The sequence below is a fragment of the Streptomyces sp. NPDC096310 genome (assembly GCF_044763125.1).
GTDB lineage: Bacteria > Actinomycetota > Actinomycetes > Streptomycetales > Streptomycetaceae > Streptomyces.
Map to the genome: position 1 here is coordinate 458931 of NZ_JBIWFO010000001.1, position 12418 is coordinate 471348.

9 protein-coding genes are annotated in these 12418 nt (G+C 72.0%); all 9 read left to right on the forward strand.

Annotation, left to right across the window (positions count from 1 at the left end; translation table 11 throughout):
- Positions 1–355 precede the first annotated feature (355 nt).
- Complete coding sequence (locus tag ACIQ7D_RS01725) at positions 356–4057, forward strand: ThuA domain-containing protein (RefSeq protein WP_403932318.1); 3702 nt, start codon at positions 356–358, stop codon at positions 4055–4057.
- Positions 4058–4274: 217 nt separating this feature from the next.
- Positions 4275–5429, forward strand: a complete 1155-nt coding sequence (locus tag ACIQ7D_RS01730) for an inositol-3-phosphate synthase (RefSeq protein ID WP_403932320.1) — start codon at positions 4275–4277, stop codon at positions 5427–5429.
- The gene (locus ACIQ7D_RS01735; protein ID WP_403932323.1) at positions 5426–6415 is read left to right on the forward strand and encodes an SCO3242 family prenyltransferase; all 990 of its coding nucleotides are present in this window, start codon (positions 5426–5428) and stop codon (positions 6413–6415) included. The genes ACIQ7D_RS01730 and ACIQ7D_RS01735 overlap by 4 nt, the downstream gene beginning before the upstream one ends.
- A complete protein-coding gene (locus ACIQ7D_RS01740) occupies positions 6412–7257 on the forward strand; it encodes a sugar phosphate isomerase/epimerase family protein (RefSeq protein WP_403932325.1) in 846 nt (281 codons plus the stop codon). The genes ACIQ7D_RS01735 and ACIQ7D_RS01740 overlap by 4 nt, the downstream gene beginning before the upstream one ends.
- Positions 7254–7856 carry an EboA domain-containing protein gene (locus ACIQ7D_RS01745; protein ID WP_403932327.1) on the forward strand — a complete coding sequence of 201 codons (603 nt, stop codon included), beginning with the start codon at positions 7254–7256 and terminating at the stop codon, positions 7854–7856. Before ACIQ7D_RS01740 ends, ACIQ7D_RS01745 begins: the two co-directional genes overlap by 4 nt.
- Positions 7856–8704: a TatD family hydrolase gene (locus ACIQ7D_RS01750; protein WP_403932330.1), complete on the forward strand. Its 849-nt coding sequence runs from the start codon at positions 7856–7858 to the stop codon at positions 8702–8704. The genes ACIQ7D_RS01745 and ACIQ7D_RS01750 overlap by 1 nt, the downstream gene beginning before the upstream one ends.
- A 4-nt stretch (positions 8705–8708) precedes the next feature.
- Complete coding sequence (gene eboE, locus ACIQ7D_RS01755) at positions 8709–9878, forward strand: metabolite traffic protein EboE (protein WP_403932333.1); 1170 nt, start codon at positions 8709–8711, stop codon at positions 9876–9878.
- Positions 9875–11305 carry a nucleotide pyrophosphatase/phosphodiesterase family protein gene (locus ACIQ7D_RS01760; RefSeq protein WP_403932336.1) on the forward strand — a complete coding sequence of 477 codons (1431 nt, stop codon included), beginning with the start codon at positions 9875–9877 and terminating at the stop codon, positions 11303–11305. Before eboE ends, ACIQ7D_RS01760 begins: the two co-directional genes overlap by 4 nt.
- 16 nt (positions 11306–11321) lie before the next feature.
- Positions 11322–12377 carry a sugar phosphate isomerase/epimerase family protein gene (locus ACIQ7D_RS01765; RefSeq protein WP_403932339.1) on the forward strand — a complete coding sequence of 352 codons (1056 nt, stop codon included), beginning with the start codon at positions 11322–11324 and terminating at the stop codon, positions 12375–12377.
- Positions 12378–12418 lie beyond the last annotated feature (41 nt).

A 12418-nucleotide genomic window follows, 5' to 3' on the forward strand; every position in this document is an offset into this window, starting at 1 on the left:
CCGGGTGCCCGGAAGGCGCGCCTTCCGGGCACCCGGGAGGCGGCTCGCGCCGCCGGGCGGTCCCGGCTGCCCGGCGGGTGCTTTGTCCAGAAACTGGAAGAAGTTCAACTTCACCCGTGCGCAAGGTCTTTCGGTACGGGACGAACACGGCTACCGTCCATGACATTGAGTTGTACAGAACAACACGCAGCACACAGCACCACGGTGGTCCCCGATGTGACGGCGCACGTCGGTGACACAGCCACCTCCACGGGGACCCGGTGCGGGACGAGCACCCCCCGGGAGGCGAGAGCGCGAGGGACCGCGCTCTCCCGGCACCCCGCAGGTACGGAACAGCCCACTGTGGAGGACTTTCGTGCACAGAAAACGCCCCAGAGCCGGCCAGCACCCCCGAGCCAGAAACCTCCTCGCACTCCTGACGGGCGCCCTGCTCGCCGGGTCGAGCCTGAGCGCCGTACCCGCGTCCGCCGCGGGAGCGGGGCCGTCGGCCGCGGAGGAGAGCTTCCAGCAGGTGACCCTCGCCAAGGGCGCCGACGAGGTGGGCGAGCCCATGTCGCTCGCCGTACTCCCGGACCGCCGCGTCCTGCACACCTCGCGCGACGGCACGCTGCGCCTCACCGACGCCGGCGGAGACACCATGGTCGCCGGCACCCTGGACGTCTACAACCATGACGAGGAGGGTCTCCAGGGCGTCGGGGTGGACCCCGGATTCGCCGAGAACCGGGCGATCTACCTCTACTACGCGCCGAAGCTGGACACCCCCGCCGGCGACGCCCCCGAGAACGGGGCGCCCGCCGACTTCGCCCCCTTCGACGGGATCAACCGGCTCTCGCGGTTCACCCTGAACGAGGACGGCACGCTCGACAAGGCGAGCGAGAAGAAGGTCATCGACGTCGCCGCCACCCGCGGCACCTGCTGCCATGTCGGCGGCGACATCGCCTTCGACGCCGACGGCAACCTGTTCCTGTCGACCGGCGACGACACCAACCCCTTCGCCTCCGACGGCTACACCCCGATCGACGAACGGACCGACCGCAACCCGGCGTTCGACGCCCAGCGCAGCGCGGGCAACACCAACGACCTGCGCGGCAAGCTGCTGCGCATCAAGGTCGCCGAGGACGGCTCGTACACTGTCCCCGAGGGCAACCTCTTCGCCCCGGGCACCGAGAAGACCCGCCCCGAGATCTACGCCATGGGGTTCCGCAACCCGTTCCGTATCTCCGTCGACCAGCAGACCGGCGTCGTGTACGTGGGGGACTACGGCCCCGACGCGGGCGCCGCCTCCCCGGCCCGCGGCCCGGCCGGCATGGTCGAGTTCGCGCGGGTCACCAAGCCCGGCAACTACGGCTGGCCGTACTGCGTCGGCAAGAACGAGCCGTTCGTCGACTACGACTTCGCCACCAAGGAGTCCGGCGCCGCCTTCGACTGCGCCGCGCCGAAGAACACCTCGCGGAACAACACCGGGCTCACCGATCTGCCGCCCGCCCAGCCCGCCTGGATCGACTACGACGGCAGCAGTGTGCCCGAGTTCGGCACCGGCTCCGAGTCCCCGATGGCCGGCCCGGTCTACCGCTACGACGCGGACCTCGACTCCCCGGTGAAGTTCCCCGAGGAGTACGACGGCGATTTCTTCGCCACCGAGTTCGGCCGCCAGTGGATCAAGCGGATCGAGCAGGACGAGGACGGCACGGTCGAGAAGATCAACCCCTTCCCGTGGACCGGCACCCAGGTCATGGACTCGGCCTTCGGCCCCGACGGCGCGCTCTACGTGCTCGACTACGGCCTCTCCTGGTTCGGCGGTGACGAGCACTCCGCGCTCTACCGCATCGAGAACTCCACCGGCGGCAAGTCACCGATCGCCGTGGCCGCCGCCGGCAAGACCTCCGGCACCACCCCGCTGAAGGTCACCTTCTCCTCGGCCGGCACCCAGGACCCCGACGGCGACGCGCTCGGCTACGCCTGGGACTTCGGTGATGGCGCCACCTCCACCGAGGCCAACCCGGTCCACACGTACCGCAAGAACGGCACGTACACCGCGCGGCTCACCGTCACGGACCCGACGGAGCGCACCGGTACCGCCTCCGTGCGCGTGGTCGTCGGCAACACCGCGCCCAAGGTGACCCTCGAACTCCCCGCCGACGGGACCCTCTTCAACTTCGGGGACAAGATCCCCTTCAAGGTGAAGGTCAGCGATCCGGAGGACGGCACGATCGACTGCTCCAAGGTCGTCGTCCGCTACATCCTGGGCCATGACAGCCACGGTCACCCGATCACCTCGGAGAACGGCTGCGAAGGCACCATCACCGCGCCCGCCGACACCGAACACGACCCCAACGCCAACATCTTCGGTGTGATCGACGCCGAGTACACCGACGGCGGAGGCGGCGGCCAGGCCGCGCTCACCACCCATGACCAGGCGCAGCTCCAGCCGCGCCACCGGCAGGCCGAGCACTTCAACAACTCCTCCGGTGTCACGGTCATCGAGAAGGCCGCGGCCAACGGCGGCAAGACCGTCGGCGACATCGACAACGGCGACTGGATCTCCTTCAAGCCGTACAACCTGACCGGGTCGAAGACGCTCACCGCCCGGATCTCCTCCGGCGGCGCCGGCGGCTTCCTGGAGGTACGGACCGGCTCCGCGACCGGCAACCTGCTCGGCTCCGCGCCGATCCCGGCCACCGGCGGCTGGGAGACCTTCCAGGACATCGACGTACCGCTGCGCTCCGTACCGAAGAAGACCACCGAACTCTTCCTGGTCTTCAAGGGCGGCTCGGGCGCGCTCTACGACATGGACGACTTCCAGCTCTCCAACGCCGTGCCCGGCAAGACCGAGAAGCGGGTCCTGGTCTTCTCCAAGACCGCCGGATTCCGCCACGACTCGATCCCCGCGGGCGTCACCGCCCTCAAGGAGCTGGGGAAGACGACCGGGATCACCGTCGACGCCACCGAGGAGGCAGGCCAGTTCACCACCAACAACCTGGCCCGGTACGACGCGGTGGTCTTCCTCTCCACCACCGGTGATGTGCTCAGCGCCGACCAGCAGAAGGCGTTCGAGAACTATGTCGCCACCGGCGGCGGCTACATGGGCGTGCACGCCGCGGCGGACACCGAGTACGACTGGAAGTTCTACGGCGGCCTCGTCGGCGCCTACTTCGACTCGCATCCGGCGATCCAGCCCGCCACCGTACGCGTCGAGGACCACGACCACCCGGCGACCGCGCACCTGGACGACGAGTGGCAGCGCACCGACGAGTGGTACAACTACCGCACCAACCCGCGCGGTCAGGCCCGTGTCCTCGCCACCCTGGACGAGACCACCTACCAGGGCGGCACGATGAAGGGCGACCACCCGATCGCCTGGTGCCAGACCTACGAGGGCGGCCGGTCCTTCTACACCGGGGGCGGCCACACCAAGGAGTCCTACGCCGAGGCGCCCTTCCGCGAGCACCTGCTCGGCGGACTGCGGTACGCGGCCGGCCAGGTCAAGGCCGACTGCAAGCCGAGGACCGGCTACCGCTCCCTCTTCAACGGCAAGACCCTCGAAGGGTGGAAGCAGGCGGGCCCCGGGAAGTTCGACGTCGTCGACGGCGAACTGCGCTCGGAGGGCGGCATGGGGCTGCTCCGGTACCAGGCCAAGGAGCTGGGCTCGTACTCCCTGAAGCTGGACTGGAAGATGGCCGGGGACGACAACTCCGGTGTCTTCGTGGGCTTCCCGGCCTCCGAGGACCCCTGGTCCGCGGTGAACAACGGGTACGAGGTGCAGATCGACGCCACCGACACCCCCGACCGCACCACCGGCTCGGTGTACGGCTTCAAGTCCGCCGACCTCAAGGCCAGGGACCGGGTGCTGCGCCCGCCGGGCCAGTGGAACAACTACGAGATCAAGGTCCAGGGTGAGCGGCTCCAGATCTTCCTCAACGGAGTGAAGATCAACGACTTCACCAACAAGGACCCGGCCCGCAGCCTGAAGAACGGTTACATAGGGCTCCAGAACCACGGGTCCGACGACCAGGTGTCGTTCCGCGACATCCAGCTCAAGGAACTGCCCTCCTCCTGACGGGCGGGCCGCCGGCCGGCGGCGGGCGGGGAGGCGCCCTACCCCCCGCCCGCCGTCACCCACCCCCTCGCGCCATCGCACGACATGACCGCAAGCCACCACCACCAGGTACCACCCTCAGGTGCCACCAGGCACCACGCTCCATCGCACCACCATCACCGCGCCCCACCATCACCGCGCACCACCACCCCATCGCACCACCGCAAGGAGGCGGCCCGTGACCACCACCGGTACGGAATCGACAGCAGCGGGAACGGCCGGGGCCGCCGTACGAACGGGAGTGTGGTTCGTCGGTGCGCGCGGCTCGGTCGCCACCACGGCCGTCGCGGGCTGCGCGGCCGTCACCGCCGGACTCCACCCCCCGACAGGCATGGTCGCCGAGACCGCGCCCTTCGCCGCGGCCGGACTGCCCGCCCTGAACTCGCTCGTCTTCGGCGGACACGACACGGCGAGCTGTCCGCTCCCCAAACGCGCGGAGGCACTGACCACCGCCGGTGTCCTGCCGCACGGGCTGCCCGCGGCGATCCACGCCGAACTCACCGCCGCGGACCGGGAGATACGGCCCGGCGGACCCCACCCCGGGGACACCAGGAGCGACGACGAGATCATCGACGGCTTCGCCGCCGACCTCACCGACTTCGCGCGCCGCACCGGCGTCACCCGCACCGTCGTCGTCAACGTCTCCTCTACCGAGGCCGAACCGGACCCGAACGACCCGCGTCTGCCCGCGAGTTCGCTCTACGCGGCGGCGGCGGTACGGGCCGGCTGCCCGTACGTCAACTTCACCCCCTCGACCGGGCTGCGCACCGCGGCCCTCACCGCCGCCGCGGCGGCCCGTGGGCTTCCCCACGCGGGCCGCGACGGCAAGACAGGCCAGACGCTGCTCCGTTCCGTACTCGCCCCCATGTTCGTCCAGCGGGCCCTGACCGTCCGGGCGTGGTCGGGGACGAACCTGCTGGGCGGCGGGGACGGAGCGGCGCTGGCCGACCCGGCCGCGGCGGCGGCCAAGAACGCGGGCAAGGAGCGCGTCCTCACCGACACCCTGGGCACCGCCCCCGAGGGCGAGGTCCACATCGACGACGTTCCGGCGCTCGGCGACTGGAAGACCGCCTGGGACCACATCGCCTTCGACGGCTTCCTCGGCTCGCGCATGGTCCTCCAGACCATCTGGCAGGGGTGCGACTCGGCCCTCGCCGCACCCCTCGTCCTCGACCTCGCCCGGCTGGTGGCCCGCGCCCACGAGGCCGGACTGAGCGGCCCGCTGCCCGAACTCGGCTTCTACTTCAAGGATCCGGACGGCGGCCCCGCCGCCCTCGCCGAACAGTTCGAGGCGTTGCTCTCCTTCGCGGAGCGGCTGGGGGAGTCCGGATGAGCGCTCGCACCGGGAGCCCGGACACCGGCCGGCTCGGTGCCTGGGCCGAACTGCTGCGCGTCTCCGCCCTGTTCACCGTGGTCGGCGACGGGCTCGCGGGCGCGGCATCGCTCGGGGTGCGGCCAGGACGTGCCACCGCGCTCGCCGTGGGCGCCTCGCTCTGCCTGTACGAGGCGGGCATGGCGCTCAACGACTGGGCCGACCGCGAGGAGGACGCCGTCGACCGCCCGCACCGCCCGATCCCCTCGGGCCGGATCTCGCCGCCCGCGGCCCTCGCGGCGGCCGGCGGACTGACCGCCGCCGGCCTGGCGCTCGCCGCCCGCGCGGGGCGCCCCTCGCTGGCGGTGGGCACGGCGCTGGCGGCCACGGTCTGGGCGTACGACCTACGCCTCAAACACACCCCGGCGGGTCCGGCGGCGATGGGCGCGGCCCGCTCCCTGGACCTGCTGCTCGGGGCCACCGCGGCGGCGGGCGCTCCCGGCCCCGGAGGCCGCGCCGGGAGCGCCGGGCGCGCGAGCGGGATCGGGGTACGGGCCGCGCTGCCGGCCGCCGCCGTGCTCGGTGTGCACACCGCCGCCGTCACCACCGTCTCGCGCCGCGAGACCCGGGGCGGTTCGACCGCGCTGCCGCTCGCCGCGCTCGCGGTGACCGGCACGGTGGGGGCGCTGCTCGGCCGCCGGCCGCCGCCGCCGCGCCCCGGCGCCCCGGCGGCCACGGACACCGGTGCCACCGGCCGGACGGCCCGCCACGCGCTGGCTGCCGGGCTCGCCGCCCTCTACGCGGGAACCGCCGGGCGGCCGCTGCTGCACGCCGCGCTCAACCCGTCCCCCGCCCTCACCCAGCGCGCCGTCGGCGGCGGGATCCGGGCCATGATCCCGCTCCAGGGCGCGCTGGCCGCGCGCGGCGGGGCGGCCGGGGTGGCGCTGGGAGTCATGGGGCTGGCACCGCTGGCCCGCACCGTCGCACGGAAAGTGAGCCCCACATGAGTCCGCGTCTCGGATACGGCACCAACGGGCTCACCGATCTGCGGCTGGACGACGCCCTCGGCCTCCTCGCCGACCTCGGCTACGACGGCGTCGGACTCACCCTCGACCACATGCATCTCGACCCGGTGGCGCCCGAACTGGCCGCCCGCACCCACCGGGTCGCCGACCGCCTCGCGGAACTCGGGCTCGACGTCACCGTCGAGACCGGCGCCCGCTACGTCCTCGACCCGCGCCGCAAACACGGCCCCACCCTGCTCGATCCGGACCCCGCGGGGCGCGCCGCCAGGACCGGGCTGCTCGTCACCGCCGTCCAGGTCGCCGCCGACCTCGGCGCCCATGCCGTGCACTGCTTCAGCGGCGTCACCCCGGACGGTACGGACCAGGACACCGCGTGGAAGCGGCTCGAAGAGGCGATGGGGCCCGTGCTCGACGCCGCCGAGGCCGCCGGCATCCCGCTCGCGATCGAGCCGGAGCCCGGCCATCTCGTCGGGGACCTCGCCGGATTCCATGAACTCAGACGCCGCCTCGGAGACCCCGAACCGCTCGGTCTCACCCTCGACATCGGCCACTGCCAGTGTCTGGAGCCCGCGTCGCCCGCCGACTGCGTACGGGACGCCGCGCCCTGGCTGCGCCACGTCCAGATCGAGGACATGCGACGCGGGGTCCACGAGCATCTGCCGTTCGGCGACGGCGAGATCGACTTCCCGCCGGTGCTCGACGCGCTGGCCGCCACCGGCTACCAGGGCCTGACCGTCGTGGAGCTGCCCCGCCACTCCCACGCCGGACCCGAACTCGCCCGCACCTCCATGGACTTCCTGCGGGCGCTGGAGGTACGCGCATGACACACGGACACCCGGAACCGGCGGGCGCTCTCGCTCCGGACGCCGCCGCCTGGCTCGACGCGGCACTGACCGAGGCGAGCGCCGCCGCAGGACGGGCGGACACCGGCGCCGCCGCGCCCTGGGAGCTGCGCTTCGCCGCCGCCGGACGCCACTGCGGCCAGGACCAGGCCGACACCGTCCGTATCCTGCTGCTCCACCGGGCCGCGGCCGGAACCGCCACCCTCACCCGGCTCTACCACCGGGGCACCGCCGCCGAGCGCCGCGCCGTGCTGCTCGCCCTGCCCGAACGCGTCACCGGGCCCGGCGCGCTGCCCCTGGTCGAGGACGCGCTGCGGACCAACGACACCCGGCTCGTCGCGGCGGCCGTCGGACCGTACGCCGCCACCCATCTCGACACCCACGCCTGGCGCCACGCCGTCCTCAAGTGCCTCTTCACGGGCGTCGCGCTCGACACCGTCGCCGAGCTGGCCGTACGCGCCCACGGGGACGCCGAACTGGCCCGTATGCTGCGCGACTTCGCCGCCGAGCGGTCCGCCGCCGGCCGCCCCGTACCCGCCGACCTGCACCGTGCGCTCCAACTGACCGGCGAGGAGTCCTGATGCGTATCTTCGACCCCCACATCCATATGACGTCCCGCACCACGGACGACTACCGGGCGATGTACGCCGCCGGTGTGCGCGCCCTCGTCGAACCGTCCTTCTGGCTCGGCCAGCCCCGCACCTCGCCCGCCAGCTTCTACGACTACTTCGACGCGCTGCTCGGCTGGGAGCCGTTCCGCGCCGCCCAGTACGGCATCGCCCACCACTGCACCCTCGCCCTCAACCCCAAGGAGGCGGGCGATCCGCGCTGCACCCCGGTCCTGGACGAACTGCCTCGCTATCTCGTCAAGGACGGCGTCGTCGCCGTCGGAGAGATCGGCTACGACTCCATGACCCCGGCCGAGGACACCGCGCTCGCCGTCCAGCTCCAGCTCGCCGCCGACCACGGCCTGCCCGCCCTCGTCCACACCCCGCACCGCGACAAGCTCGCCGGGCTGCGCCGCACCATCGACGTCGTACGGGAATCCGCCCTGGCCCCGGACCGGGTACTGCTCGACCACCTCAACGAGACCACCGTCAAGGAAGCTGCCCGGAGCGGCAGTTGGCTCGGGTTCTCCATCTACCCGGACACCAAGATGGACGAGGACCGGATGGTCGCCGTGCTCAAGGAGCACGGCACGGAGAAGGTCCTCGTCAACTCGGCCGCCGACTGGGGCAACAGCGACCCCCTCAAGACCCGCAAGGTCGCCGACGCCATGCTCGCCGCCGGATTCGATGCCGACGACGTCGACCAGGTCCTGTGGCGCAACCCCGTCGCCTTCTACGGACTCAGCGGCCGGCTCCAGCTCGACGTGCCCGCCCCCGCCGCCCACCATGAGGGCAACTCCGTGCTGCGCGGCGGGGAGTGAGCCGATGCGCTTCCGCCACCCCGACGGATCCACCGTCCACCTCGCGTACTGCACCAACGTCCACCCCGCCGAAACCCTCGACGGTGTCCTCGCCCAACTGCGCGACCACTGCGAGCCGGTACGCAAACGCCTCGGCCGGGACCGCCTCGGCATCGGCCTCTGGCTCGCCAGGGACGCCGCCCAGTCCCTGATCAACGACCCGGTCGCGCTGCGCGCACTGCGCGCCGAACTCGACCGGCGCGGCCTGGAGGTCGTCACCCTCAACGGCTTCCCGTACCAGGGCTTCGGCGCCGAGGAGGTCAAGTACCGGGTCTACAAGCCCGACTGGGCCGATCCCGAGCGGCTGTCCCACACCGCCGACCTGGCCAGGCTGCTCGCCGCACTGCTGCCCGACGATGTCACCGAGGGCTCGGTGTCCACCCTGCCGCTCGGCTGGCGCACCGCCTGGGACGACACCGCCGCCCACACCGCCCACACCGCGCTCACCACCCTCGGCGGACGCCTCGACGCCCTGGAGGAGCTGACCGGCAAGTCCATCAGGATCGCCCTGGAGCCGGAGCCCGGCTGCATCGTGGAGACCACTGCGGACGCGATCGGCCCCCTCTCCGCGCTTCCCGGCGACCGGATCGGCATCTGCGTCGACACCTGCCATCTGGCCACCTCCTTCGAGGACCCGGCCACCGCCTTCGACGCGCTGGACGCCGCCCGCATCCCCATTCCCAAGGCGCAGCTCTCCGCCGCCCTGCACGCCGAGAACCCGCACCTGCCCGAGGTACGGGAGGCGCTGCGCGCCTTCGACGAGCCCCGCTTCCTCCACCAGACCCGCACCAGCACCGCCGCCGGACTGCGCGGCACCGACGATCTGGACGAGGCGCTGGCCGGCGGGTCGCTGCCCGAAGGGGCGCCCTGGCGCGCCCACTTCCACGTACCGCTGCACGCCCCGCCCGCCCCGCCCCTCACCTCCACCCTCCCCGTGCTCCAGGAGGCGCTGGGCCGGCTGGTCGGCGGAGCCGAGCCGCGCACCCGGCACCTGGAGGTCGAGACGTACACCTGGCAGGCGCTCCCGCCCGAGCTGCGGCCCCGCTCGCGCGGCCGGCTCGCCGAGGGGATCGCCGCCGAACTCACCCTGGCCAGGGACCTGCTGGTCGACCTCGGCCTCAAGGAGCTGCCATGAGCGACACCCAGGCCGGTCCCCCGGCCGAAACCCCGTCCGACACCCCGGGCGCGCGCCCGACCCCGCTGCTGGTCCTCGACGTCGTCGGCCTCACCCCGCAACTGCTGCGTCACATGCCGCACTTGACGAAACTCGCGGGGGCCGGCTCGCAGGCCCCGCTGGCCACCGTGCTGCCCGCCGTCACCTGTAGCGCGCAGTCCACCTTCCTCACCGGCACCCTCCCCGCCGAGCACGGCATCGTCGGCAACGGCTGGTACTTCCGCGAGCTGGGCGACGTCCTGCTCTGGCGCCAGCACAACGGACTCGTCTCCGGCGACCGGCTCTGGGACGCGGCCCGCCGCGCCCACCCCGGCTACACCGTCGCCAACATCTGCTGGTGGTACGCGATGGGCGCGGACACCGACTACACCGTCACCCCGCGCCCCGTCTACTACGCCGACGGCCGCAAGGAACCCGACTGCTACACCCGGCCGCCCGCACTCCATGACGAACTCACCGAGAAATTCGGCACCTTCCCCCTCTTCCACTTCTGGGGACCCGGCGCCGACCTGGTCTCCTCGCGGTGGATCGTGGACGCGACCCGCCACATCATCGCCACCCGCCACCCCGACCTGGCCCTCTGCTACGTCCCGCACCTCGACTACGACCTCCAGCGCTACGGCCCCGACGACCCCCGCTCCCACCGGGCCGCCGCCGAACTCGACACGGTCCTGGCCCCGCTGCTGGCGGACGCGAAGGCCGAGGGCCGTACCGTCGTCGCGCTCTCCGAGTACGGCATCACCCGGGTCTCCCGGCCCGTCGACATCAACCGCGCGCTGCGCCGGGCCGGGCTGCTGGAGGTCCACACCCAGGACGGCATGGAGTATCTGGACACCATGGCCTCCCGCGCCTTCGCCGTCTCGGACCACCAGCTCGCGCATGTCTACGTACGCCGGTCCGAGGACCTGGAGGCGACCCGCGAGGCGCTGAAGGACCTCGCCGGGATCGACCAACTCCTGGACGACGAGGGCAAGAAGGCGCACGGACTCGACCATCCCCGCTCCGGCGAGCTGGTGGCCGTCGCGGAACCCGACGCCTGGTTCACGTACTACTACTGGCTGGACGACGACCGGGCGCCCGACTTCGCGCAGCTCGTGGAGATCCACCGCAAACCGGGCTACGACCCCGTCGAGCTGTTCATGGACCCCCTCGATCCGTACGTACGCGTCAAGGCGGCCACGGCGATCGCCCGCAAGAAGCTCGGCATGCGCTACCGGCTCGCCGTCGTCCCCCTCGACCCTTCCCCCATCCGCGGCAGCCACGGCCGCCTCCCCGCGAGCGACGACGAAGGTCCGCTCATCCTCTGCTCCACCCCCGACGCCGTCGGTGACCGCGTCGCGGCCACCGAGGTGAAGAGCCTGCTTCTCCACCTTGCCGGACTGCACTGACCGAAGGAGTTCCGCAATGAGCCGCAAGACGTCAGCAGACCCCGAACTCGCGCACCAGCTCAGCCGGCGCGGCATGCTCGGTGTCGCCGCCGGAGCCACCGCGGCGGCGGTGGTCGGCGCCACGGCCGCCGCCACCCCGGCCGCCGCCCACGGCACAGGACAGCGGCCGGGCCACGGCCACGGCAAGGGAGCGCCCGTCCTGCCGCCGGGACGGCTCGGCATCCAGCTCTACTCCCTGCGCGACAAGGTGTCCACGATCGGCTTCGCCAAGGTCTTCGACGAGCTGGAGCGCTTCGGCTACGACGAGATCGAGTTCGCGGGCTACACCCAGGGCAGCGCCGGCGCCATCACCCTGCCGCAGCTCAGGAGACTGGCCAGGGACCACGGCCTCAAGCCCATCGGCAGCCATGTCAACTACGCCGACGACAACAACCCCAACGCCTACAGCTTCGCCCAGAACCTCACCAAGGTCCTGGACGACGCCCAGGAACTCGGCCTGGACCACATAGGCACCGCGTCAGGACCCTTCCGGTACGGATCGACCGTCGACGCCTGGAAGCGGGCGGCCGCCGACTTCAACACCTACGGCGCGGCGGCCAAGCGGCGCGGCATGAAGTTCTACCAGCACAACCACGCGGAGGAGTTCTCCTTCGCCACCGACCAGCCGGACGTACGGCTCTACGACGTCCTGCTCGCGGAGACCGACCCGAGCCTGGTCTATCTGGAGATGGACATCTACTGGGCGTACGCCGGTCAGTTCCGCTTCAGCAAAACCCCCGAGGGCAGGCCCGCGCCCTTCGACCCGCTGCGGTACGTCCTCAAGCAGCCCCACCGCTATCCGCTCTTCCATGTGAAGGACGGCATCGAGGACAGCACGGCCCGCGACGGCTACCAGATGGTGGACGTCGGCGACGGGGACATCGACTACCGGCGCTTCATCTCGGCGGTCAACAAGACCCACGGCGGCCGGCGCGGCCACCACTGGCAGGTGGAGCACGACCAGCCGGTGGACTCCCTCGCCTTCGCCCGCAAGTCCTCCGCGCATCTGCACGGGCTGCGCGAGAAGCGGTGACCCCGGGGAAGCGGTAACTCTGAGGGAGACGGACACGACGG

Bases quoted from the DNA above. Each gene is read 5' to 3' on its own strand.
- ACIQ7D_RS01735 (WP_403932323.1), top strand. From the start codon at position 5,426: ATGAGCGCTCGCACCGGGAGCCCGGACACCGGCCGGCTCGGTGCCTGG.
- ACIQ7D_RS01740 (WP_403932325.1), top strand. From the start codon at position 6,412: ATGAGTCCGCGTCTCGGATACGGCACCAACGGGCTCACCGATCTGCGG.
- ACIQ7D_RS01745 (WP_403932327.1), top strand. From the start codon at position 7,254: ATGACACACGGACACCCGGAACCGGCGGGCGCTCTCGCTCCGGACGCC.
- ACIQ7D_RS01750 (WP_403932330.1), top strand. From the start codon at position 7,856: ATGCGTATCTTCGACCCCCACATCCATATGACGTCCCGCACCACGGAC.
- eboE (WP_403932333.1), top strand. From the start codon at position 8,709: ATGCGCTTCCGCCACCCCGACGGATCCACCGTCCACCTCGCGTACTGC.
- ACIQ7D_RS01760 (WP_403932336.1), top strand. From the start codon at position 9,875: ATGAGCGACACCCAGGCCGGTCCCCCGGCCGAAACCCCGTCCGACACC.
- ACIQ7D_RS01765 (WP_403932339.1), top strand. From the start codon at position 11,322: ATGAGCCGCAAGACGTCAGCAGACCCCGAACTCGCGCACCAGCTCAGC.